Here is a 23177-nt window from a genome sequence, read left to right on the forward strand (position 1 = left end):
GACGGCTGTGAGCATCCACGGCATTCCGCGACCACAGGGAGGTCCCACACCGTGTCTGCGCTGCTCGTGCCGGCCGACCGCGGCCAGGAAACACCGCTCGGTCCCCTCACCGAAGAGGCTTACCGCGTCTTCCTCGCGTCCCGTGCCGGGATTGCCCTCGGGCCCGGCTTCCTCCAGTGCCCGTCCTGGGCCGAGGTGAAGGAGGGATGGCGTCCGCTGCTCGTCGGCTGGGGGCCACGGCCGGAGGCGGGGGAGCTCAGTGGCGTGGCCCTGGTGCTGCTGCGCCAACTCCCGGGCACGCGCAAGTACTTCGCGTACCTGCCCGAGGGGCCCGTCGCCGACTGGGCCGATCCCGGCATGGACGCCTGGCTCACCCCGTTGCTGCGACTGCTGCGCACCGCGGGCGCGTTCGCCGTACGGATCGGTCCGTCGCCGGACCACCGCAGCTGGGACGCCGCGCGGCTCAAGGCAGCCGCGGGGGCGGACCGGCGGCTCGCGGACGTGCTCGCCCGCGAGGTCGACCCGCTGGGGACGGCCGTCGCCGAACGGCTGCGCGCCCGCGGCTGGCACAGGTGCGGGGGCGAGGAGGACGGGGACGCGCAGCCCCGGTACGTGTTCCGCGTGCCGCTCGTCGGGCGGACCGTCGAGGACCTGTGGTCCGGCCTGAACCAGGAGTGGCGGCGCAATGTGCGGCGGGCGCGGAAGGAGGGCGTGGAGACGGTGGTCGGCAGCGCGGCGGACCTGCCCGAGTTCTACCGGCTGCTGCGGATCACCGAGGAGCGCGACGGCTTCCGGCTCGGCCGCTCGCTCGCGTACTACGAGCGCCAGTACGCGGCGCTCAACGCCGAGGAGCCGGGGCGGATGACGCTGTACCTGGCCCGGCACCAGGGGGAGATCCTCGCCGCGCACACCATGATCCGGGTGGGCCGCCGCGTCTGGTACCAGACCGGTGCGTCGGCCGACCACCGCCGTGAGGTGCGGCCGTCCAACCTGTTGCAGTGGAGGATGATGCAGGACGCCCACGCTCTCGGCGCCGACGTCTACGACATGCGCGGGGTACCCTCCACCCTCGACCCCGGCGACCGCGGGTACGGACTGCTGCGCTGGAAGCTCGGCACCGGGGGAGAGGTCGTCGAGACCCTGGGGGAATGGGAGAGACCGTTGGACGGCACCGCCAACCACGCGCTGTACCGGGCGTTCCAGGCGTACCTGGCCCGCCGATGACGCCGGAGCGCGCCGCGTCGCCCGGCGTCGCCGGTTCGGGGCCCGTCGGCCTTGAGGCCGGCGACCGGGCCGGATGCGAGTCGGCCGTTCCGGCCGACTCGGCCGGCTCCGCGCCCCCCGCCGACGCGACCGCGCCCCCCGCCGACGCGACCGCGTCCCCCACCGGCGCGACGGCGTCCCCCGCGCGCAGCGGTGCCGTCATGGCCGCCGGGTCCGTCGTGTCGCGGGCCACCGGGTTCGTGCGGTCCGCCGTCGTCGCCGCCGGGCTCGGGGTCGGGGCCGCCGCCGACGGGTACGCCGTCGGCAACTCCGTCCCCACCATCGTCTACATGCTCCTCCTCGGCGGCGCCCTCAACGCCGTCTTCGTGCCCGAACTCGTCAAGGCCGCCAAGGAGCATCCCGACGGCGGCGCCGCCTACACCGACCGGCTGCTCACCGTCTGCGTGCTCGCCCTGCTCGGCCTCACCGCCGCCGCCGTGTGGGCCGCACCCGCGATCGTCGACGCGTACACGGACTACCGCGGCGAACAGGCGGCCATGACCGTCGCGTTCGCCCGGTACTGCCTGCCGCAGATCTTCTTCCTCGGCGTGTTCACCCTGCTCGGGCAGGTGCTGGGCGCCCGCGGCCGGTTCGGCGCCATGATGTGGACGCCCGTCCTCAACAACCTCGTCGTCATCGCCGTCTTCGGCCTGTACCTCGCGGCCGGCGACGGCGGCACGCTGACCCCCGCCGAGACCGCCCTCCTCGGCTGGGGCACCACCGCGGGCATCGCCGTCCAGGCGCTCGCCCTGCTGCCGTTCCTGCGCGCCGCCCGGTTCCGGTTCCGACCCCGCTTCGACTGGCGCGGAAGCGGACTCACCCGCCCCCTGCGCTCCGCGGGCTGGCTCGTCCTGCTCGTGCTGACCAACCAGGCCGCGTACTGGGTCACCACCAGACTCGCCACCGCCGCCGGCGCGCGGGCCACCGCCGCGGACATCGACGGCGCCGGGTTCAGCGCGTACAACAACGCCTACATGCTGTGGGCCGTGCCGCACGGCATCGTCACCGTCTCCCTCGTGACCGCGCTCATGCCCCGTATGAGCGGCTCCGCCGCCGACGGCGACACCGCCGCGGTGCGCCGGGACGTCGCGTACGCGCTGCGCACCAGCGCCGCCCTGATCGTCCCCGCCGCGTGCGCGCTCCTCGCCCTCGCGGGGCCCGTGATGACGCTCGTCTTCCAGTACGGCGCCGTCGAGGCCGACGACATCGCCGTCATGGCGGGCATCCTGATGGCGTTCGCACCCGGACTCGTCGCCTTCTCCGGCCAGTACGTCCTCTCGCGCGCCTTCTACGCCCTGTCCGACACCCGCACCCCCTTCCTCCTCAACCTCGTGATCGCCGGGCTCAACGCGGCACTGTCCGCGACCGCGTACGCCCTGCTGCCCGCGCGCTGGGCCGTCACCGGTATCGCCGGGGCGTACTCGCTGGCCCTGTTCACGGGCTGGGCCGTCACGGCGTACGTCCTGCACCGCAGGCTCGCGGGCGGCAGCGGCGCCCTGTGGCGTTCGGCGACCCTGCGCGGGCAGCTGCGGCTGCTCGCCGCCGCCGCGCTCGCCACGGCCACCGCTCATCTCGCCGCCCGCTGGGCCGCCCCGGCCGGCGCGCTCGCCGCCACCGCCGCGGGCGTCCTCGCGATCGCGGCCGTCCTCGTCCTGCTCGCCCGGCCCCTGCGGCTGGACGGGACCACCGCGCTGCTGTCCGGGGCCACGGCCCGGCTCCGCCGCCGCACCGTCCGACGCTGACCACGACCTGGAGACACCCCGCCCATGCCACGCGTCCTCCTCATCGAAGACGATCCCTCGGTACGCGAAGGGGTCGAACTCGGGCTGCGCCGCCGGGGCCACGAGGTCCGCACCGCCGCCACCGGCGAGGCCGGACTCGACGCCCTGCACGCCTTCCGGCCCGACCTGCTGCTGCTCGACCTGATGCTGCCCGGCATGAACGGCGTCCAGGTCTGCCGCCGCGTACGGGAGAACAGCCAGCTGCCCATCATCATGCTCACCGCCCGCGGCGACGACTTCGACGTCGTCGTCGGCCTGGAGGCGGGCGCGGACGACTACATCGTCAAACCGGCCCGGACCGAGGTGATCGAGGCCCGCATCCGGGCCGTGCTGCGCCGCATCGAGGGGCCTGGGGCCGGTAAGCCCGCCGTCGAGTCCCACGGCGAACTCGCCATCGACCGCGCCGGTCTCACCGTCACCAAGGCCGGCCGGCCCCTCACCCTCGCCCCCTCGGAGCTGAAGCTGCTGCTCCACCTGTCCGCGGCCCCGGAGCAGGTGTTCAGCCGCCAGCAACTGCTGGAGCACGTGTGGGAGCACAGCTACCACGGCGACGCACGGCTCGTCGACGCGTGCGTACGGCGGCTGCGGACCAAGATCGAGGACGGCTCGGGCGCCCCGCGGTACATCCAGACGCTGCGGGGCTTCGGCTACCGCTTCGGGCCCCTGTGAGACGCCCGGGGAGCGGTGGCCGGGGCCGTATCGCCGCCTTCGGACTGCGCACCCGGCTGGTCATCGCGTTCCTGCTGGTGGCCGTCGTCAGCGCCGGGACGACCGCCGCGCTCACCTACCGCGAGGCGCGCAACGCGGTCCTCGCCAGCGCCCAGGACACGGCGGTGGAGTCCTTCCGCGAGCAGGTACAGACACTCGGCGTCGGGCTGCCCATGGACCGCACCGTGCTGCAGGAGCTGCTGCGCGGCATCGCGCGCAAGGCCAAACCGCACCCCTGGGTCGTCTTCGCCGAGTACGGCTCGCTGCGGGTCTCCTCCGGCACGAGCCCCACCTCGACCGTGATCACCGAGGAGCTGCGCCGCACCGCCCGCGAAGGCTCCCCGCACGCCAGCTTCGAACGCGTCGTCAAGGACGGCGTGCCGTACCTGACCATCGCCATGCCCGTGGTGGTGAAGGTCGGCGCGGGCGGAACGCTGCCCACCGGGTTCGTGCTGTACGCCGTGATGCGGATGTCGGACGAACAGGCGAACATCGGCGCCCTGGTCGCCGCGGCCCGGGACGGCGCACTGCCCGGCCTCGCCATCGCGCTCGTACCCGCGCTGATCGCCGCGCGCAGCGTCCTGCGGCCGGTCCGCGAACTGCGGGAGGCCGCCCGCTCCATGGGCAGCGGCCGGCTCGACACCCGCATCCACGCCCGGGGCCGCGACGAACTCGCCGACCTGGCAAGCACGTTCAACGAGTCGGCGGCCCAACTGGAGAGATCCGTCGACGAACTGCAGAAGGCCGAGGCGCGCGCCCGCCGCTTCGCCTCCGACGTCTCGCACGAACTGCGCACCCCGCTCGCCGGGATGCTCGCCGTCACCGAGGTCCTCGACGAGGACGCGGACGCCCTCGACCCGGACACCGCGCGGGCCGTGCGGCTGATCAGCGCGGAGACGGGCAAGCTCGCCGTCCTCGTCGAGGACCTGATGGAGATCTCCCGCTTCGACGCCCGCGCCGCCGAGCTCCACACCGACGAGGTCGACGTCGCGGAGACCATACGCAAGACCCTGCAGAACCGGCACTGGACCGACCGGGTCCGCACCGATCTGCCCGACGGCATCCGCTTCCGCCTCGACCCCCGCCGCTTCGACGTCGTCGTCGCCAACCTCGTCGGCAACGCCCTGCGCCACGGCTGCGCGCCCGTCACCGTGGCGCTTCGCACCACGACGGCGGCGGACGGCACACCGCTGCTGGTCACCGAGGTCACCGACAGCGGGCCCGGTATCCGCCCGGACGCGCTGCCGCACATCTTCGACCGCTTCTACAAGGCGGACGCGGCCCGTACCCGGTCGGGGGGCAGCGGACTGGGGCTCGCGATCACCCAGGAGAACGTACGGCTGCACGGCGGCACGATCCGCGCGGCCAACGGACCCGGGGGCGGGGCGGTGTTCACCGTCGAGATCCCCGCGGACCACGGAAGGCGGGGGTGAGGGCATGAGCACGAGGAAGCGCGTACGCGCCGCTCTGGCGGGCCTGGCGGCCGCGGTGTCGCTCACGGCCTGCGGCATCCAGGAGTCCGACGTCATCGAGGCCGGCGGCCCGGCGACCGTCGACGTGCTTCCCGCGCGCGAGGTGCGGATGCTCCTGTTCTTCTACTCGCCGGAGGGCACGCTGATGCCGGTGAGCCGTTACACGGGCGAGGCCTTCGGCGACTCCGCCGTCGAGCGCACCCGGCCGTCGACCGCCAAGACCGTCGCCGCGCTGCTGAACGGACCGAACGCGGAGGAGGACGGGTACGGGCTCCGCAGCGCCGTCGCCCTGCCGGCCCTCGGTTCCGCGCCGAAGGTCGAACCGGGCCGGGGCACGGTGGTCGTCACGATGGCCGCCCCCGTCCGGGGCCTGACCGGGCCCGCGCGGCGGCAGCTCGTCTGCACGATCGCCTATGCCGAGGACGCCGAGGGGCAGACGGCGGTGACCCTGCGCGGGGTGGACGGCACGCTCGATCAGGCCCGCTGCGACGCAGGGTCGGGCCCCGTGCCGACGGACGTGCCGCGCCGGGCGGACCCGGAACCGGAGAAGGACCCCTGGGGCTCGGTCCGCCGGAGCACTCCTGCCGGCGAGACCCCCGCGGCCACCTCTAGCGACGCACCTCCGCGAGCACCGCGTCCGTGAACGGCGGCCACGCCTCGATCGCCCAGGGCCCGAACGCCCGGTCCGTGAGCGCCACGCACGCGGCCCGCGCGTCCGGGTCGATCCACAGGAACGTGCCGGACTGGCCGAAGTGGCCGAAGGTGCGCGGCGAGGACGAGGCGCCCGTCCAGTGCGGCGACTTGGCGTCGCGGATCTCGAAGCCGAGGCCCCAGTCGTTGGGCTTCTGGTGGCCGTAACCCGGCAGGATCCCGGACAGCCCCGGGTGCACGACCGACATGGCCTCCAGGACCGTCCGCGGATCCAGCAGCCGCGGCGCCTGCACCTCGGCCGCGAACCGCACCAGATCGTCGACCGTCGAGACGCCGTCCTTGGCCGGCGAGCCCTCCAGCGTGGTGGACGTCATGCCGAGCGGCTCCAGCACGGCCTGGTGCAGGTACTCGGCGAACGGGATCTCGGTCGCCTTGGCGATGTGGTCGCCGAGCACCTCGAACCCCGCGTTCGAGTAGATCCGGCGCGTGCCGGGCGCGGCCATCACGCGGTGCTCGTCGAAGGCGAGCCCCGAGGTGTGGGCGAGCAGATGACGGACGGTCGCACCGTCGGGCCCGGCCGGCTCGTCGAACTCGATCGCTCCCTCCTCGTACGCCACCAGCGCCGCGTAGGCCGCGAGCGGCTTGGTGACGGAGGCGAGCGGGAAGCGGCGGTCGGTCGGGCCGTGGAATCCGGCCACGGTCCCGTCGGCGCGCACGACGGCGGCCGCCGCGGTCGGTACCGGCCAGTTCTCGATCATCGCCAGGCTCTGCATGCGTACGAGCCTAGACGGTGCTACATGCTCAGCCGCATGGCCGGGTCCGGAGTGCGGACGAAGCCCAGCGACGCGTACAGCGGCTCGCCGTCCGAGGAGGCGCGCAGGTCGATCCTGCGCACGTCCCGCTCGCGGAACCAGCCGAGCAGGCCCTCCATGCAGGCGCGGGAGAGCCCGCGCCGGCGCATGTCCTCGTCCGTGGCGACGCTGAACACGTAGCCGGTGGTGCCCTGTGGGTTGCCCGGACCGCCCAGCCGGTACTCGATCGTGCCCACCGCACAGGCGGCGAGCCCGCCGCCGGGCCGGTCGACGACGTACGCGGCCAGGTCGCCGGACCGGTCCGCCAGCCGGTCGCGCAGCGTCGCCACGGCGGCGGGCTGCCAGCTCACATCCGGGTTCGGGCCGTGGCAGGAGTCCTGCATCACCTTGCGGAGGCGGACCAGTTCTTCGGCGTCGGCGGGGACGGCGGGGCGTGCGGGGCTCATGGTCCGGGAGGCTAGTCCGGGCTCCTCCCGGATCGCCACGGGATTGTGCTTGCTTCGAGTGCACTCCAGGGTTTTAGCGTGGAGCGCATGACGGTGATCGAGAGCACGACCGCGACCGCCCGGACCGATCTCTGCAAAGCCGCACCCCGCGCGCATCCGCGCCCCGAGGGCCAGGACCGCTACACGATCAGTGAGGTCGTCGCCTTCACCGGACTCAGCGCGCACACCCTGCGCTGGTACGAGCGGATCGGACTGATGCCGCACGTCGACCGCTCGCACACCGGGCAGCGCCGATTCAGCAACCGCGACCTGGACTGGCTCGCCTTCGTCGGCAAGCTCCGGCTGACCGGGATGTCCGTCGCGGACATGGTCAGGTACGCCGAGCTGGTCCGCGAGGGCGAGCACACCTTCGAGGCCCGCGCGGAGCTGCTGGAGCGCACCCGGCGCGACGTCCTCGACCGGATCGCCGAACTCCAGGACACGCTCGCGGTGCTGGACCACAAGATTCACTTCTACGCGGACGCCCGCGCGGCGTCGGAGAGGGACTGACCCCGATGAGCAACAACAGGATCCCGCAGGTGCCGCTCGGGACGGACGGCCCGCCGGTCGGCGTCCAGGGCCTCGGCTGCATGGGCATGAGCGAGTTCTACGGCGACACGGACGAGGCCGCGGCGCGGCAGACCCTGGAGGCGGCGCTCGCCGAGGGCGTCACGCTCTTCGACACGGCGGACGTGTACGGGCGGGGCGCCAACGAGGAGTTCCTCGCGCCGTTCGTGGCCGCGCACCGTGACGAGATCACGCTGGCCACGAAGTTCGCGATCGAGCGCAGCGACGACCCGCACTACCGGGGCATACGCAACGACCCCGCGTACATCCGGCGGGCCGTCGAGGGCAGTCTGCGCCGGCTCGGCGTCGACGTCATCGACCTCTACTACATGCACCGCCGCGACCCGGCCGTGCCGCTGGCCGAGTCCGTCGGCGCGATGGCGGAGCTGGTCGAACGCGGCCTCGTCAGGCACCTCGGCCTGAGCGAGGTCACCGGTGCCGAGCTGCGCGAGGCGCACGCCGTGCACCCCATCGCCGCGCTCCAGTCCGAGTGGTCGCTGTTCAGCCGGGACGTCGAACGCAGCGCGGTCGGCGCGGCGGCGGAGCTGGGTGTGGCGCTCGTGCCGTACTCGCCGCTGGGGCGGGGCTTCCTCACGGGCGCCTTCACGGACGCGGGCGCGCTGTCGGAGGGTGACTTCCGCCGGCACCAGCCGCGCTTCACCGGCGAGAACGCGCGGACGAACGCGGCACTGCTGGAGCCCGTCCACAAGATCGCCGCCGCGCACGGGGTGACGGCGGCGCAGGTGGCCCTGGCCTGGGTCCACCAGCGCGCCCAGGTCCACGGACTGACGGTGATCCCGATCCCCGGCACGCGCCGGACCACGCGCCTGCGGGAGAACCTGGCGGCGGTGGGGCTGACGCTCGGTGCGGAGGACCTGGCGGCGCTGGAGCCGATCGCGGGGCGGGTGGCAGGGGACCGCTACCCGGACATGTCGTCGACGGCGACGGTACGGGAGTGACGGGGGGCGCTTTCCTGGGGCATGTCCCAGCCCCCCTGTGAACTCAATCGGCTGCCGGCGCCCCCAGCCACTCCAGTCGGGGGGCCAGCAACTCCGCTGCCCTGCGCCCCTGTTCGCCACTGAGAGCCAGCGAACCGGGCAGCCATGCGCGGTCGCCCCACCGGAAGCCGGGGTCGCCCGCGCCGGCCAGTTCCTCCGGGGTGAAGGGGCGGGCCAGCGGCAGGGTGGAGCGGCCCAGCGGGTCGGAGTCGTACGGATAGGCGCCCCAGGCAGCGGCCTCGGCATGGGTCGGACGGGTCCAGAACCCCCTGAGCACGGACGAGAGGATGGGGCGGATGTCCTCGGTCGCCGACTCGGTCTCCAGGGCCTCGGTGAAGGCCCGGACCGTGGCCCGGTAGACGTCGAGACCCCACTTCGTCACCGCCGTGTTGCTCTCCTTCAGCTCCGCGGTGAGCGTCCCGTCCGCGGTCTCCCGGTAGCCGGACACGATGCTGTGGTCGGACATGCAGAAGGTCTCGATGATGTAGGGGCAGTCCGGAACGCGCCACTGGACGCCTGGCTCGCCCGCGGTGTTGTACATGTAGGGGCTGACATGCTCCGGGGCCACGCCCCCCGCCTTGCGCCGCTCATGCCCCCAGAAGTAGGCGTGAGGGAGGGGAAGTCCCGCACTGTCGAGCACCGAGTGCAGGGCCGCGACCATACGTCCTGTCCAGCCCGCGTCCACCAGCCCGGTCGCGGCGGAGGCCATGCCTTCCTGGCGGGCGTAGGCCAGCACCAGCTCGCGCATCCGGCCGATGCGCGGGGCGATGGTACGGGCGACCTCGGGGAGGGCGACGAAGCGGCGCAGCGCGGCGTTCTGGGCGGGTGAGTCCGCCCGGTCGGCGGGGTGGGAGGAGGCGCCGACGCGGGCGAGGAGCGGGGGCGCGATGTCGGGATCGAGGCCGAGCCGGGCGCATACGTCGGCCGCGTTGGAGCGGATGAAACTGTTGAAGAGCCAGTCGGCCTGGTCCAGGCGGTTCGGGTCGGAGGCGGAAAGGCTCCAGGTGCGGCGGCTGCTGTAGACGTAACGCAACTCGATGTCCGTACCCAGCCGGGGTGCCAGTGTGCGGGCGATCTCGTGGATCACCTGGGCGTCCCGGGAGAGGAAGCAGAGCCGGTCGAGGCCTCGCTCGCGCGCCTCCTCGAGCAGCCACAGCACATATCCGGTGAGCACGGGCGCCGCGACTCCGGCCGCCACGTCGCGGATGGCCGTCTCGTGCTCGTCGGCGACCGGCACGGCCTCCCGTGCCGCGCGGGAGGCGCGGCCCATGGCGGCGGCCAGCCCACCGCCGTTCGCCAGCGCCGCCTCGTAACGTGTTTCCTTCACTGCGCTTCCCTCCAGCGACCCCGTGCTTCTGTGCCCGTCACCAGGCGGCCAGCCACAGGGCCGCCTCTGCGTCGTCGCGCGCGCCGTGGCTGAGGCATCCGGCCGTCGCCGCGAGCTGTGTCTCCCGCCATGACCTGTCGCCTCGCGCCTTTCTGACCTCGGCGGTCCGGGCGAGTGCGCGCAGGGCCCATATCTGGTCGTCGAAAGCGGCGCGGGACTCGGCGAACGCCTCCTCGGCCCGCTGCCAGTCGCGCTGGTCCTTGTAGAGCAGCCCCCGGCAGTAGGTGACCCGGGTCTTGCCCGGCGGATACTCCATCGCCTCGTAGATCTCCGCCGCGCCGTCCAAGTGCTGCGCTGCCTCGTCCCAGCATCCCTTGGCGCGTAAGGTCTCCGCCAGACTGATCCGCGTGCGGGCCTCCCAGCGTCTGTCGTGGAGCTCCTGGAAGCCCGTCAGTGCGTCCTGGAGACGGTCGAGCGCCTTGCCCCGGTCGCCATGGCGTCGGTAGGCGTCTCCGAGGTTGCGCTGTACGACGGCGATGCCCCGCCGGTCGGAGAGTTCCTCGAAGATGGCCAGCGCCTCCTTGAGGGTGCTCACCGCCTCGCGCGTGCGGCCCATGTTCCGCCACAGGACGCCGAGATGACGCAGAGCGCGGGCTTCCCAGCGCCGGTCGCCCTCCTCGCGCAGAACCCTCAGCCCCTGCTGGTAGAGCGGTTCGGCCAGAGCGTAGTGGCACCGGTCGCGGTGGACGATGCCGAAGCGGATGCGGGCGCAGGCCGCGGCGTGCCGGTTGCCGAGCTCGTCGTAGATGCGGACGCACTCGGTGAATCCGTCGATGGCCTCCTGCCAGCGGCTGCAGCCGCGGTAGAGGTCGGACAGGCCGTTGAGCACCCAGGCGAGGTACGAAGGCAGGTCCCGCGACCGGAACTCCTCCAGTGCGCGCAGGAAATGGGCGATGCCTTCCTCCAGTTTGCCGGTGTAGCGGCAGGTGTCGCCGAGCATCGCCGCGGTGACGGCGGCCCCCAGACCGTCGCCCTCCTCCGCGAAGATGGCGGCTGCCGTACCCAGCTCGCGCTCGGCGTCGTCGTACTCGCCACGGTCGCGGTGGAGCGTGCCGAGGTTCCGCCGCAACGTGGCCTCGCCCACGCGACTGCCCTCCGCGAGGGCGGCCTCGAGCCCCAGTCGTTGCACACGCGTCCAGTCGGCCCAGTCGGTGGGCCAGTGCGGAAGGCGCGCGATCACGTCGGCGAGCCGCCAGGCTTCGGCGTCGAGGCCGTGTTCCCGGGCGAGTTCCACGGCGGACAGAAAGGTGAAGCGTTCCCTGCGGACCCAACCGAGCGGATCGGCGGTCAGCACCTCCAGGGCGCGGGGCTCGGCCGGCACCTGGCGGTCCACGCCGCCCTTCGTCAGCAGAGCGGCGGCGTTGACCGTCAGGGCCGTGTACAGGGAGACCACGCGGGCGGCCGCCTCCTTTCGGGCGGCAGCTGTCTCGTGCGTCTGAAGGCGCTCGCGCGCGAAGACCCGCAGCAGGTCGTGGAAGCGGTAGCGGTAGTTGCCCAGCGGGTCGACGCCCGCCGTCTCCAGCAGCTCCAGGTCCAGCAGGCCTTCCAGGTACCGCTCCGCGCTCTCGGTGGGCAGATCGGCGAGGGCGCCGAGGGTGACGGCTGAGAAGTCCTGGGTCTTGACGGTGCCGAGCAGCCGGAAGCAGCGTTTCAACTCGTCGCCGCAGGCCTCGTAGCCGAGTGAGAAGTTGGCGCGGACGGCGAGGTCGCCCACCTCGAGCAGGTCCAGTCTCCCCCGCTCGTCCCGCAGCCTGGTGGCGAAGGTCTCGATACGTTCCATGGGACGGGAGGAGAGGCGCGCACCGGCTATCCGCAGGGCGAGCGGCAGCATCCCGCACAGGTCGGCGACCTCTTCGGTGTCCCGTGGCTCGGCCCGCGCCCGTTCCGCGCCGACGAGGGTCTTCAGCAGCGCGACGCCGTCCTCGCGGGTCATCACGTCGACCTGATGCATATGTGCTCCGGACAGCCCGGTCAGCCGTGCACGGCTGGTGATCAGCACCGCGCACTCGACACCGCCGGGCAGCAGCGGCCGGATCTGGGCCTCGCTGCCGGCATTGTCCAGCACCACGAGCACCCGACGCTCGGCGAGCTGTGCCCGATAGATCCTGGCCCGGTCGTCCACCGATTCGGGGATGCTGTCGGAGTCGACGCCGAGTTCGTTGAGGAAGCGGGTCAGCGCAACAGCGGGATCCAGCGGGCGCGACTCGGCTCCGCGGAGGTTGACGTAGATCTGCCCGTCGGCGAAGTGCGAGCGCACCCGGTGGGCGACGTGCACAGCCAGCGTCGTCTTGCCCACCCCGCCCTTGCCGTACAGGGCGACGATCGGCACGGCCGTGTCGCTGAGCCTGTTCAGCAGGGTCGCGGCGAGTTCGGCGGCCTGCTCGGAGTGGCCGGTGAAGTCCTCGATGTCCGGCGGGAGCTGGAAGAGGTTGCTGGTTCCGGGGAGGTTGCGCGCGTTGCTGTCGCGGATGCCCGCCGGCCGCGGCGAGTCGATCTGCGCCTTGACCTGCCAGTAGGCGAGTCCGCCCGACAGGACACCGGCCAGTGTGGCGAGAGAGAGCTGCATCGGGGTGAGCTCCTCGCCCGAGCCGCTTCCCGCGATGATGCCGAAGAAGATCGCCGCAGTGGTGACACAGAAGGCGACTGTCGGGATGGCGTAACGGAAGCGCTGTGTCGAGGTCACCGCGGGGGATCCGTCCCTCCGTGTCCTGGCCAGGTAGCAGGATCATACGTGAACGCCCCTGTGGCGAACGGGGGTTTACGCGATGCCGGACGCGTCAACTTCGGCCATTCGAGGGGAGGTTGCTGCCCCGACGGTGCCACCTGTGCGTGCGGCGATCGATGGCTACACCGGCTCGCCGAGGAGCGTGCGGGGCAGCTGTGCGAGGGTGCTGATCCGCGGTATCCCGGTGGGTGCCGGGACGGCTCCGCAGCGGTCGAGCCAGATGCCGGTGAGCCCTGCGGTGGTGGCGGCCAGGGCATCGGTGTCCGGACGGTCACCGACGTACGCGGCTTCGTCCGGCCGTACGCCCAGTGCCTCACATGCGGCGTGGAAGGCTTCGGGGGCGGGTTTGGAGAGTCCCAGTTCATCGGCGCACAGCACGGCCTCGAAGCGGTCGTGGATGCCGAAGGCGCGGAGCTTTCGTTCCTGGTCGCGCAGGCCCGAGTTGGAGAGGATGCCGTGCCGGTAGCCGGGGGTGAGGGCGTCGAGGGCGGGGAGGACGTCGGGGAAGATCCGCCAGGCCGCCTCGTAGCGCAGTTCGTAGCGGGCGTACCACTGGTCGGCTTCCTCGCCGGTCAGCCGCAGGCCGGGCCGGGCCACGGCGAGAATTGTGCGGACACGTTCGCGGCGGTGCTCCGCGAACGTGATCTCGCGGGCGAGGAAACGGCCGAACACCCGCTCCATGACGTCCCGCCAGTGCGTGAAGGCCGCCTCGGGCGAGGCATACGCGGCGAGGCAGCCCTCGGCCTCCAGATGGCCGAGGGCCGCCTCGCGGTCCGCGCTGTCGTAGTCGAAGAGGGTGTCGTCGATGTCCCAGATCACGGCGCGGATCGGCATACGGCAAACCGTACGTCGCCCGGCCACCGAGGGCCCCGGTGACGTCGGGATCGCTTCACCGGTTTGGCGGTCCGGGCCCCCAGACCGAGAACCGCGGCCACGCCCGGGGGCGGCACGCTCAGAGCTCCGCCAGCAGCTCCGCCTTCTTCTTCGTGAACTCCTCGTCCGTCACCAGCCCCGCCAGGTGCAGGTCCCCCAAGTGCCGTATCCGGTCCGCGATGTCCGCCGGGTCGCGGCGGGCAGGGGGTGCCGTCAGGACGGGGGCGGGGGACTGGGCGCGGACGGACTCCAGTACCGCCGCCGCGAACGGCAGCGACTCGTGCACCGGGCCGTAGCCCAGCCCGAACACCACCGCCGCCGGATCCTGGTCCGCCTGCGAGGCGGGCGTGGCCGCGGGCGCGCACGCGCCGGGGCGCGGCAGCAGGCGCAGATAGCCGTCGAACGCCTCCGGGGAGCGCCACTCCACCCCCGTCAGCTCGGACACCGCGAAACTCTGGTCCCCCGCGTTCCACTTGGCCGTCGACGCCGCCGTGCGCGACCAGCGGAATCTCACGCGCGAGCCGTCGAAGGACGCCTTCCCGTCGTACGCCTTGAAGCCCAGCGGCGCCGGGGGCGCGGCGACCGTGTACCGCTCGGCGGGACGGTCCCCGTCCGGGCCGAGCGCGTCGCGCAGCGCGTCCGCGTAGTACTCGGCGAGCGTCTCGCGCTCCGCCGGCAGCACCAGCCGGTACGGATCGCTGGCGTCCTTGAGCTGACCCGCCGCCGCGTCCATCAGCGGGTCGGCTCCGGGTCTCGGGACGGCGTGCAGGACGACGGTCCCGGCCTTGCCGGGCGTGAGTGTCACCGCGGTCAACGCCTCGTGGGGGACGCGCCGTTCACGCAGGGCGGAGAAGAGCCTCGGCCTGCGGATCCCCCGATCGAAGCGGATGAGCACGGAGTCGGTCTCGAACTCCCAGGTGGCTTGAATACCCGCCAGCACATCACCCATGTGCCTCATCGTATGCGGCCGACGCCTGTCCGTCGCCCCTCGGTCACAAGCCCGTTCCCCGACGCTCTACGCGCGTTGGCCCGCGTCCTCGCCGTAAATACCACTGCGGCACGTGTCGGTGTCGCCTGCGCAGCTGATGCCCTCGTACGAGCCCACGCCGATCTCGGCGAAGTTGTCCACACTCTCCGTACCCGGCTCGAAATAGCCGGTGTGTCCCATAGCGCGCTCCGCGGAGACGACCCGCGCCCCGAACTCCGGCGTCACCGGGTCCTCACCGTGCCCGAGCCCGCCGACCGCCAGGTGCGGCACGTCCTGGATCCAGTCGTCGCTGTCGCGCGTGGCCCAGACGCGGGCGCTGGTCCCGAGCTCGGAGACGTTCTGGGCGCGCATCCCGGGGCTGCCGGCGACCGCGATGTCCTCGACCCGCTCGGGCAGGTTCCGGGCGGCGACCCCGCAGACCACGGAGCCGTAGCTGTGGCAGAAGAGCGCGACCCTGGAGTCGCCGGGCAGCGCTTCGGTGAGGGCGTTCAGCCGCACGGCGCCGCTCTCGGCGAGCCGCCCGATCGCGGAGTCCATGCCGACGCCGACCGGCGAGGTGTAGTCGGCCCAGGCGATGACGGCGGTACGCACGCCGGGCGCGGCGGCCCGTTCGGCGGCGTACAGCGACTGCGCCATGCCGACCGGCGCGGTGTACTTGCGGGCCGTCTTCTGGAACGTGAGCAGGTTGGTGTCGACGCCGGGGACGATCACCGACACCCGTTCGGCGCGGTCGAGGTCGCCGAAGACCTCGGCGACCCTGCCCGGACCCGTCGGGTCGAAGGCCAGGATCTGCCGGCCGGTGTCCATCAGCGCGCGGAACCGGTGCATCCGCCGGACCGCATCGTGATGGCCTTCCGCGGTGAGGTCCGGGTCGGCGACCCGCCGCCGTTCGGCGGCGAGGGACGTGGCGAGCGCCTGCCGGTTCGCCCGGTAGCGCAGGGTGACCGGCGCGCCGTTGAGGTTGCCCACCACATGGGGGAAGTCGGCGGCGAGCCGCTTGCCCCGGGCGCTGCCGATCGACGCGAAGAACGCGGCGAGCCGGGCGGGCGCGGAGTCCGGCGCGGGCAGCGCCTCGGCTCCGATCCGGGCCTTGCGCCAGCCCGCCAGTTCGGCGGCCAGTGCGGTGCGCGGGCCGCCCTGATCTCGTATGGCGGTCCATCCGGTGGTCGCGAGCATCATGAGGACCACCGTCAGGGCGAGCAGGGCACGCCAGACGGTCGGAGCGGGGGAGGCGTCGAAAGAAGTCACTGCGGGACACCCTAGGAGAAGGGTGGCCGCGGACGCGAAGAGGGTGAGGCAGATCACGTGTGAAGGGGGAATGAACGGGCAGGAGGGTGACGTTCCGTGCGCGCGGCGTACGCATCGACGCAACTCGTGCGCCTCCGCGCCGCGTTGAGCGCCCCGCGCCGGGTCCGACCGGGCCTGACACCGTGCCCCGCGCCCGCGCGTGCCGCCGGACACCCGCTGTCCTGCCGGGCGTTGCGCGCGTGTCGCGCCGAGCGACACGGCACCGCTGTCCCGCCGGCCGTGTGCCCCCGGGTGCCGCGAGCCGCCGCCCGCCGGGCCCCGCTGTTCCGTCGGTGGCGCGTGCACCCATCTGCCGCCCGCTGCCTCCGCCGGCCTCGTGCGTGCGCCGGGCGTCGCACCGCGAGCCGCCGCCCGTGAGCCGCCGCCCGCGGGGCGCCGATCCGCCGCCCGCCGGGGTCGCGCCGTGCCCGGCTGGCGTGGGCCGCCGCCAGGTGCACCTGGGCGCCCGTGCGAGCAGCCCGCGTCGTCAGGCGCCGGCGCGCCAGTCGCCCGCCAGGGACGGGCCCAGGTGGTCGAGGTAGGCCTCGGTCAGCGCGCGGATCGCCTCCACGCTCGGGTCCTCGCCCCGGCCCCACAGGCGGCCGGTCACCCGCATGACCCCGCCGAACGCCGCCACCGCCACCCGTGGCCGCGGATCGGCGTCCACGTCCAGGCCCTCGCGTTCGGCGATCAGGCGCGCGAGCAGGTCCTCCATGTCCGCGGAGCGCCGCAGGTGCGCCGCGAGCAGCGCCGGGGTCGACTCGATCATCAGGAAGCTGCGCATGTACAGGTCGAGCGGGACGATCTCCTCGATGGCGACCCCGATGGTGTCCCAGGACGCGGAGACGGCGTTGCGCATCGCCTCGAACGGGCCTTCCTCGGCCGGCCGTTCGCGCAGGGCGGCGACGTAGTGCGACTCCGCCAGCTCCTGGACGGCGAACGCGACCTCCTCCTTGCTGGCGAAGTACCGGAAGAAGGTGCGCTGGGACACCTCGACCGCGTCGACGATCTCGTCGACCGTCGTCCTCTCGTATCCCTGCGTGGTGAACAGCTCGAGGGCCACGCGCACCAGGGCGTCGCGGGTGCGCTGCTTCTTGCGGGCGCGCAGTCCGGTCGGCTCGACCGTCACGTCATCGTCCTCTTTCCCCAGCATTCGTCCAGCTCAGCGTACCTGCGAGCGGCGTGACAGTTACTGACTGGTGAACTCGTTTGTCAACTGTCAGTCGCTGACATTAGCCTCGCGGTATGACTAGTCAGACCACCGTCGCCAAGGCGCCGAGAGACCCCGGAGGTCCCCAGGACTCCGCCCCGGCGCCCGTCAAGGGGCTGCGCGGCCACCCCTGGCTGACCCTGTTCGCCGTCGCCATCGGTGTGATGATGGTCGCGCTCGACGGCACGATCGTCGCGATCGCCAACCCGGCGATCCAGAAGGACCTCGGCGCATCCCTGTCCCAGGTCCAGTGGATCACCAACGGCTACCTGCTCGCCCTCGCCGTCGCCCTGATCACGGCGGGCAAGCTCGGTGACCGCTTCGGCCACCGCCAGACGTTCCTGATCGGCATCGCGGGCTTCGCCGCGGCCTCCGCGGCGATCGGCCTGTCCGACTCCATCGCCCTCGTCATCCTGTTCCGCGTGTTCCAGGGCCTGTTCGGCGCGCTGCTCATGCCGGCCGCGCTCGGCCTGCTGCGCGCCACGTTCCCCGCCGAGAAGCTGAACATGGCCATCGGCATCTGGGGCATGGTCATCGGCGCCTCCACGGCGGGCGGCCCGATCCTCGGCGGTCTGCTCGTCGAGCACGTCAGCTGGCAGTCGGTGTTCTTCATCAACGTGCCCGTCGGCGTGGTCGCCCTCGTCTTCGGCCTGGTGATCCTCAGGGACCACCGCGCCGCCCTCGGGCGGAGCCCGATGAACGAGCACAGCGCGCCGCGTTCGTTCGACATCCCCGGCATCGTGCTGCTCTCGGGAGCCATGGGCGCGCTGGTCTACGGCCTGATCAAGGCGGGCGAGTCCTGGGGCTGGGGCGGCGGCCGGACCTGGCTCTGCCTCGGCGGCGCGATCCTCCTCTTCGTCCTCTTCGCCCTCTGGGAGACGAAGGTCGACGAGCCGCTGATCCCCCTCGGCCTCTTCCGCTCCGTCCCCCTCGCCGCGGGCACGGTCCTGATGGTGCTGATGGCCTTCGCCTTCATGGGCGGCCTGTTCTTCGTGACGTTCTACCTCCAGGGCGTCAAGGGCCTCAGCCCGGTCGACAGCGGTCTGCGGCTGCTGCCCCTGACGGCGATGATGATCGTGTCCTCGCCGCTGGCGGGCGCGCTGATCACCAAGTTCGGCCCGCGCGTCCCGCTCGTCGGCGGCATGGTCTGCACGGCGGTCGCGATGTTCGGCATGACCGCCCTGACCGAGGGCACCGGCACGTTCGTGATGTCCCTCTGGTTCGCCCTGCTGGGGCTCGGTCTCGCGCCGGTCATGGTGGGCGCCACCGAGGTCATCGTCGGCAACGCGCCGCTGGAGCTCTCCGGTGTCGCAGGCGGCCTCCAGCAGGCGGCCATGCAGGTCGGCGGCGCGCTCGGCACCGCCGTACTGGGTGCCGTCATGTCCTCCAAGGTGAGCGCCGAGTTCGCGGACAACTGGCAGGACGCGGGCATCCCCGTCCCGCCGGACCCGCGGCTGGAGGAGGCCGCCGAGTTCGGCGCCGTCCCCGCGGAACTGGCGAAGGCGCCCGGCATGACGCCGGATCTCGTCACCAGGATCGGTGACGTCATCCATGACACGTTCATGTCCGGCATGGGCCTGGCGTTCACCGTCGCCGGTGTCGTCGCGGTCGTCGCCGCCCTGGTCGCCACGCTCACCAAGCGCGGCGAGAACGCGGAGGCCGGTGCGGGCGGCGCCCACATCTGACGTCAACGCAGCGCCCGCGAGAGCCCCGACGGACAGCCCCGTCGGGGCTCTCGCCTATCCGGGTGATCATGCGGCCGCCCTCTTCCGCGGCCGTGTCACCGCAGGTCAGGCTGCGGCCAAGTGATCCACACGACACGGGGGACGATCCGTATGCGTACGACTGTGTTCGCGGCGGCCGCGCTGGCCGCCACCGCCCTGCTCGCACCCGCCGCCGCGTCCGCGGCCCCGGCGGCAGCGCCACCGCGCCTCGGGGCCTGCGCCGCCGGTGAGTTGTGCCTCTGGGCGAAGAGCGGCTTCCAGGGCGCCCGCGCGGCCCACGAACTCGCCGGCACCGACATCGACAGCTGTGTGCCGCTCCCGGCCGGCACCACCGCGGTCTCGCTCGCCAACCGGACGGGCCGCCCGGTGACCACGTACCAGTCCGCGGAGTGCGCGGAGACGGGCGAGTTCGAGACCTACCCCGGCGGCGGCACGTGGGTGCCCGAATCGCCGTACCGGGTGCGGGCGTTCAAGATCTGGGAGAACTAGGGGGAGCGGCTGCCTGCCCGGGCACGGAAGCACCCGCCTCCGTGCCCGAGAGCCGCGCCACCTCCGCGCGGAGGTGCTTCACCTCGGTCGTCAGCGCTTCCAGCAGCGCGGTCTGCCGGCGTTCCTCGGCGTCGTCCCTCTCGAAGCGGGCGATGAACCAGGCCGCGATGTTCGCCGTCACCACACCGAGCAGGGCGATGCCCGAGATCATCAGCCCGACCGCCAGCAGCCGGCCGAGGCCCGTCGTCGGCGCGTGGTCCCCGTAGCCGACCGTCGTCATCGTCGTGAACGACCACCACACCGCGTCGCCGAGCGTCTTGATGTTGCCGCCCGGCGCATCCCGCTCCACCCGCAGCACGGCGAGCGAGCCGAACATCATCAGCCCCACCACCGCTCCGCCCACATAAGTCGTCAGCGTGATCTGCGGGGCCATCCGGGCCCGCCGCCCCACCAGCAGCAGCGTGGAGACCAGCCGCAGCAGCCGCAGCGGCTGCACCAGCGGCAGGGCCACCGCGAGCAGGTCCAGCGGGTGGCTGCGCACGAACAGCCACCTGCCCGGCGCCAGGGCCAGCCGTACGAGATAGTCCGCCGCGAACGCCGCCCACACGGCCCATTCGGTCACCGTGCACAGCCTGTGCACCCACGCGTCCGCGCCGGGCGCCACGATCGGCACCGCGTACGCGACGGCGAACGCCACGGCGAGACCCAGCAGCGGCCCCTGGGTGCGCGCCTCCCAGCGCATCTGCGCCGTTCGTTCCTTCATGGGGCGCATCGTAAAGGGGGTGTGCGGGGACGAACCCCGCACACCCCCCAGTACGGGAGCGGCTACGCGTCGCCGCCGGCCGCGCCGGGGTCCGCCGCCGACACGTCGAGCAGCTGGTAGCGGTCCACCGCCTGCTTCAGCACACTGCGGTCCACCTTGCCCTCACGCGCCAGCTCGGTGAGCACCGCCAGCACGATCGACTGCGCGTCGATGTGGAAGTACCGGCGGGCCGCACCGCGCGTGTCCGCGAAGCCGAAGCCGTCGGCGCCCAGCGAGGTGTACGTGCCAGGCACCCAGCGGGAGATCTGGTCCGGTACGGAGCGCATCCAGTCCGAGACCGCGACGAACGGGCCCTCGGCGCCGGACAGCTTCTGCGTCACGTACGGAACGCGCTGCTCCTCCTCGGGGTGGAGCAGGTTGTGCTCCTCGGCCTCGACGGCGTCGCGCCGCAGCTCGTTCCACGAGGTCGCCGACCACACGTCGGCGCGTACGTTCCACTCCTCGGCGAGGATCCGCTGCGCCTCGACCGCCCACGGCACGGCCACCCCCGACGCCATGATCTGCGCCGGGATCGCGCCCTGCTCGCCGCGCCGGAAGCGGTGGATGCCCTTGAGGATGCCCTCGACGTCCACGTCGGCCGGCTCGGCCGGGTGCTGGATGGGCTCGTTGTAGACGGTGAGGTAGTAGAAGACGTCCTCGCCGTGCGGGTGCTCGGCGTCGCCGCCGTACATCCGGCGCAGACCGTCCTTGACGATGTGCGCGATCTCGAAGCCGAACGCCGGGTCGTAGGCGACACAGCCCGGGTTGGTGGAGGCGAGCAGCTGGGAGTGGCCGTCCGCGTGCTGCAGGCCCTCGCCGGTCAGCGTGGTGCGGCCGGCCGTCGCGCCCAGCACGAAGCCGCGCGCCAGCTGGTCGGCCATCTGCCAGAACTGGTCGCCGGTGCGCTGGAAGCCGAACATCGAGTAGAAGACGTAGACCGGGATGAGCGGCTCGCCGTGCGTCGCGTACGCCGAACCGGCCGCGATCAGGGAGGCCGTGCAGCCCGCCTCCGAGATGCCGTCGTGCAGCATCTGTCCGGTCGGCGACTCCTTGTACGCGAGCAGCAGCTCGCGGTCCACGGCCTCGTACTGCTGTCCCAGCGGGTTGTAGATCTTCGCGCTCGGGAAGAACGAGTCCATGCCGAAGGTGCGGTACTCGTCGGGCGCGATCAGTACGAACCGCTTGCCGATCTCCTTGTCCCGCATGAGGTCCTTCAGCAGCCTGACGAACGCCATCGTGGTGGCGATCGACTGCTGGCCGGAGCCCTTCCTCACAGCCGCGTACGTCTTGTCGTCGGGCAGCACGAGCGGCTTGGAGCGCACGACGCGGGTGGGCACGTAACCGCCGAGCGCCTTGCGGCGGTCGTGCATGTACTGGATCTCCTCCGACTCCGGGCCCGGGTGGTAGTACGGCGGAAGGCCGGACTCCAGCTGGGCGTCGGTGATCGGGATGTGGAGGCGGTCGCGGAAGCGCTTGAGGTCGTCGACCGTCAGCTTCTTCATCTGGTGCGTGGCGTTGCGGCCCTCGAAGTTCGGGCCGAGCGTCCAGCCCTTGACCGTCTGGGCGAGGATCACGGTCGGCTGGCCCTTGTGCGCGCGCGCCGCCGCGTACGCCGCGTAGATCTTCCGGTGGTCGTGCCCGCCGCGGCCCAGCATGAGGATCTGGTGGTCGCTCATGTTCTCCACCATGGCGCGCAGCCGGTGGTCGTCACCGAAGAAGTGCTGCCGGATGTACGCGCCGGTCTCGGTGGCGTACGTCTGGAACTGGCCGTCCGGCGTGGTGTTCAGCTTGTTGACCAGCACGCCGTCGCGGTCCTGCGCGAGCAGCGGGTCCCAGGTGCGGTCCCACACCAGCTTGATCACGTTCCAGCCGGCGCCGCGGAACTGCGACTCCAGCTCCTGGATGATCTTGCCGTTGCCGCGGACCGGGCCGTCGAGGCGCTGCAGGTTGCAGTTGACGACGAAGGTCAGGTTGTCCAGGCCCTCGCGGGCGGCGATGGACAGCTGGCCCAGCGACTCGGGCTCGTCCATCTCGCCGTCGCCGAGGTAGGCCCACACGTGCGAGTCGGAGGTGTCGGCGATGCCGCGGGCCTCCATGTAGCGGTTCATCCGCGCCTGGTAGATCGCGCCGAGCGGGCCGAGGCCCATGGAGACGGTCGGGAACTCCCAGAAGTCCGGCATCAGCCGCGGGTGCGGGTAGCTGGACAGGCCGTACGGCGCCTTCGACTTCTCCTGGCGGAACGCGTCGAGCTGCCGCTCGGAGAGCCGGTCCAGCAGGAACGCGCGGGCGTAGATCCCGGGGGAGGCGTGCCCCTGGAAGAAGATCTGGTCGCCGCCCTTGCCGTCGTCCTTGCCGCGGAAGAAGTGGTTGAAGCCCACGTCGTACAGGGATGCGGAGGACGCGAACGTCGCGATGTGGCCGCCGACGCCGATGCCGGGGCGCTGCGCGCGGGAGACCATCACCGCGGCGTTCCAGCGCGTGGCGTTGAGGATCTTGCGCTCGATCTCCTCGTTGCCGGGGAAGAACGGCTCGTCCTTGGTGGCGATCGTGTTGACGTAGTCCGTGCTGCGCATCTCGGGCACGGCCACGCGCTTCTCGCGCGCCCGCTCGATCAGGCGGAGCATCAGGTAGCGGGCGCGCTCGCGGCCCCGCTCGTCGACGGCGGCGTCGAGAGAGTCCAGCCATTCCTTGGTCTCTTCGGGATCGAAGTCCGGGACCTGGCTGGGAAGGCCGCCAATGATGATCGGGTTGCGATCGGATCCGGAAGCCACGCTATTCCTTCGCTGTTCGGGGGTCTGCCGCGACGAGATCACGGGAAGACGCGCTGACGTGATGTCGGGGAAGCTGTCGCACCGCCTCCATCGTGTACCGCAGGGAGGCGTACGTCACCTCTACCGAGGGGTAACCCCCGGACTTCGTGACATCGGGCCAGGACCCCGGGTACCGGTCCGGCCA

Annotated in this window: 19 protein-coding genes; 9 read left to right on the forward strand and 10 right to left on the reverse strand. The window is 72.4% G+C overall.

The window, feature by feature from the left end; translation table 11 throughout:
* Positions 1-51 precede the first annotated feature (51 nt).
* The 5 genes from QFZ82_RS27250 to QFZ82_RS27270 all read left to right on the forward strand — a co-directional run bounded on the left by QFZ82_RS27250 (position 52) and on the right by QFZ82_RS27270 (position 5867).
* The gene (locus QFZ82_RS27250) at positions 52-1224 is read left to right on the forward strand and encodes a peptidoglycan bridge formation glycyltransferase FemA/FemB family protein (protein WP_307715660.1); all 1173 of its coding nucleotides are present in this window, start codon (positions 52-54) and stop codon (positions 1222-1224) included.
* Positions 1225-1424: 200 nt separating this feature from the next.
* Positions 1425-3005 (forward strand): murein biosynthesis integral membrane protein MurJ, encoded by a 1581-nt coding sequence (gene murJ, locus QFZ82_RS27255; protein ID WP_373429447.1) that lies wholly within the window; start codon positions 1425-1427, stop codon positions 3003-3005.
* Between the two features lie 24 nt (positions 3006-3029).
* On the forward strand, positions 3030-3713 hold the full coding sequence (locus QFZ82_RS27260) for a response regulator transcription factor (protein WP_307715662.1): 684 nt from the start codon (positions 3030-3032) through the stop codon (positions 3711-3713).
* Positions 3710-5185 carry a HAMP domain-containing sensor histidine kinase gene (locus QFZ82_RS27265; RefSeq protein ID WP_307715663.1) on the forward strand — a complete coding sequence of 492 codons (1476 nt, stop codon included), beginning with the start codon at positions 3710-3712 and terminating at the stop codon, positions 5183-5185. Before QFZ82_RS27260 ends, QFZ82_RS27265 begins: the two co-directional genes overlap by 4 nt.
* A 4-nt stretch (positions 5186-5189) precedes the next feature.
* The gene (locus tag QFZ82_RS27270) at positions 5190-5867 is read left to right on the forward strand and encodes a hypothetical protein (protein WP_307715664.1); all 678 of its coding nucleotides are present in this window, start codon (positions 5190-5192) and stop codon (positions 5865-5867) included.
* Here QFZ82_RS27270 and QFZ82_RS27275 read toward each other — a convergent pair.
* Positions 5833-6648, reverse strand: coding sequence for a serine hydrolase (locus tag QFZ82_RS27275; protein WP_307715665.1), 816 nt, complete (start codon positions 6646-6648; stop codon positions 5833-5835). The genes QFZ82_RS27270 and QFZ82_RS27275 overlap by 35 nt on opposite strands.
* 20 nt (positions 6649-6668) lie before the next feature.
* Positions 6669-7133: a GNAT family N-acetyltransferase gene (locus QFZ82_RS27280; RefSeq protein ID WP_307715666.1), complete on the reverse strand. Its 465-nt coding sequence runs from the start codon at positions 7131-7133 to the stop codon at positions 6669-6671.
* Positions 7134-7220: 87 nt separating this feature from the next.
* On the opposite strand from QFZ82_RS27280, the gene QFZ82_RS27285 reads away from it, so the two are divergent.
* Positions 7221-7682: a MerR family transcriptional regulator gene (locus QFZ82_RS27285; protein ID WP_307715667.1), complete on the forward strand. Its 462-nt coding sequence runs from the start codon at positions 7221-7223 to the stop codon at positions 7680-7682.
* A gap of 5 nt (positions 7683-7687) precedes the next feature.
* Positions 7688-8698, forward strand: coding sequence for an aldo/keto reductase (locus QFZ82_RS27290; protein ID WP_307715668.1), 1011 nt, complete (start codon positions 7688-7690; stop codon positions 8696-8698).
* A 43-nt stretch (positions 8699-8741) separates the two neighbouring features.
* On the opposite strand, the gene QFZ82_RS27295 is transcribed toward QFZ82_RS27290, so the two are convergent.
* From QFZ82_RS27295 to QFZ82_RS27320, 6 genes are all read right to left on the reverse strand, one after another.
* Positions 8742-10064 carry a hypothetical protein gene (locus QFZ82_RS27295; protein ID WP_307715669.1) on the reverse strand — a complete coding sequence of 441 codons (1323 nt, stop codon included), beginning with the start codon at positions 10062-10064 and terminating at the stop codon, positions 8742-8744.
* A gap of 37 nt (positions 10065-10101) precedes the next feature.
* Complete coding sequence (locus QFZ82_RS27300) at positions 10102-12807, reverse strand: tetratricopeptide repeat protein (protein ID WP_307715670.1); 2706 nt, start codon at positions 12805-12807, stop codon at positions 10102-10104.
* Positions 12808-12969: 162 nt separating this feature from the next.
* The gene (locus QFZ82_RS27305; protein WP_307715671.1) at positions 12970-13683 is read right to left on the reverse strand and encodes an HAD family hydrolase; all 714 of its coding nucleotides are present in this window, start codon (positions 13681-13683) and stop codon (positions 12970-12972) included.
* Between the two features lie 118 nt (positions 13684-13801).
* On the reverse strand, positions 13802-14671 hold the full coding sequence (locus QFZ82_RS27310; RefSeq protein WP_307715672.1) for a DUF4429 domain-containing protein: 870 nt from the start codon (positions 14669-14671) through the stop codon (positions 13802-13804).
* A 66-nt stretch (positions 14672-14737) separates the two neighbouring features.
* The gene (locus QFZ82_RS27315) at positions 14738-15958 is read right to left on the reverse strand and encodes an alpha/beta hydrolase (protein WP_307715673.1); all 1221 of its coding nucleotides are present in this window, start codon (positions 15956-15958) and stop codon (positions 14738-14740) included.
* Between the two features lie 526 nt (positions 15959-16484).
* Positions 16485-17150 carry a TetR/AcrR family transcriptional regulator gene (locus tag QFZ82_RS27320; RefSeq protein WP_307715674.1) on the reverse strand — a complete coding sequence of 222 codons (666 nt, stop codon included), beginning with the start codon at positions 17148-17150 and terminating at the stop codon, positions 16485-16487.
* A gap of 92 nt (positions 17151-17242) precedes the next feature.
* Here QFZ82_RS27320 and QFZ82_RS27325 point away from each other — a divergent pair, with 92 nt between their 5' ends.
* Positions 17243-18892 carry an MFS transporter gene (locus tag QFZ82_RS27325; RefSeq protein ID WP_307715675.1) on the forward strand — a complete coding sequence of 550 codons (1650 nt, stop codon included), beginning with the start codon at positions 17243-17245 and terminating at the stop codon, positions 18890-18892.
* A gap of 150 nt (positions 18893-19042) precedes the next feature.
* Complete coding sequence (locus QFZ82_RS27330) at positions 19043-19420, forward strand: peptidase inhibitor family I36 protein (protein ID WP_177149973.1); 378 nt, start codon at positions 19043-19045, stop codon at positions 19418-19420.
* Here QFZ82_RS27330 and QFZ82_RS27335 read toward each other — a convergent pair.
* The gene (locus QFZ82_RS27335) at positions 19401-20183 is read right to left on the reverse strand and encodes a potassium channel family protein (RefSeq protein WP_307715676.1); all 783 of its coding nucleotides are present in this window, start codon (positions 20181-20183) and stop codon (positions 19401-19403) included. The two genes, QFZ82_RS27330 and QFZ82_RS27335, sit on opposite strands and share 20 nt — an antisense overlap.
* A 62-nt stretch (positions 20184-20245) precedes the next feature.
* Positions 20246-22993, reverse strand: a complete 2748-nt coding sequence (gene aceE, locus QFZ82_RS27340) for a pyruvate dehydrogenase (acetyl-transferring), homodimeric type (protein ID WP_307715677.1) — start codon at positions 22991-22993, stop codon at positions 20246-20248.
* Positions 22994-23177: the final 184 nt, after the last annotated feature.

Source organism: Streptomyces sp. V4I23 (genome assembly GCF_030817975.1).
Taxonomy (GTDB): domain Bacteria; phylum Actinomycetota; class Actinomycetes; order Streptomycetales; family Streptomycetaceae; genus Streptomyces.

Coding starts and splice junctions, on each gene's coding strand:
- QFZ82_RS27330 (WP_177149973.1), top strand. CDS start 19,043: ATGCGTACGACTGTGTTCGCGGCGGCCGCGCTGGCCGCCACCGCCCTG.
- QFZ82_RS27280 (WP_307715666.1), bottom strand. CDS start 7,133: ATGAGCCCCGCACGCCCCGCCGTCCCCGCCGACGCCGAAGAACTGGTC.
- QFZ82_RS27260 (WP_307715662.1), top strand. CDS start 3,030: ATGCCACGCGTCCTCCTCATCGAAGACGATCCCTCGGTACGCGAAGGG.
- murJ (WP_373429447.1), top strand. CDS start 1,425: ATGGCCGCCGGGTCCGTCGTGTCGCGGGCCACCGGGTTCGTGCGGTCC.
- QFZ82_RS27275 (WP_307715665.1), bottom strand. CDS start 6,648: ATGCAGAGCCTGGCGATGATCGAGAACTGGCCGGTACCGACCGCGGCG.
- QFZ82_RS27310 (WP_307715672.1), bottom strand. CDS start 14,671: ATGGGTGATGTGCTGGCGGGTATTCAAGCCACCTGGGAGTTCGAGACC.
- QFZ82_RS27335 (WP_307715676.1), bottom strand. CDS start 20,183: ATGAAGGAACGAACGGCGCAGATGCGCTGGGAGGCGCGCACCCAGGGG.
- QFZ82_RS27285 (WP_307715667.1), top strand. CDS start 7,221: ATGACGGTGATCGAGAGCACGACCGCGACCGCCCGGACCGATCTCTGC.
- QFZ82_RS27270 (WP_307715664.1), top strand. CDS start 5,190: ATGAGCACGAGGAAGCGCGTACGCGCCGCTCTGGCGGGCCTGGCGGCC.
- QFZ82_RS27325 (WP_307715675.1), top strand. CDS start 17,243: ATGACTAGTCAGACCACCGTCGCCAAGGCGCCGAGAGACCCCGGAGGT.
- QFZ82_RS27290 (WP_307715668.1), top strand. CDS start 7,688: ATGAGCAACAACAGGATCCCGCAGGTGCCGCTCGGGACGGACGGCCCG.
- QFZ82_RS27320 (WP_307715674.1), bottom strand. CDS start 17,150: ATGCTGGGGAAAGAGGACGATGACGTGACGGTCGAGCCGACCGGACTG.
- QFZ82_RS27305 (WP_307715671.1), bottom strand. CDS start 13,683: ATGCCGATCCGCGCCGTGATCTGGGACATCGACGACACCCTCTTCGAC.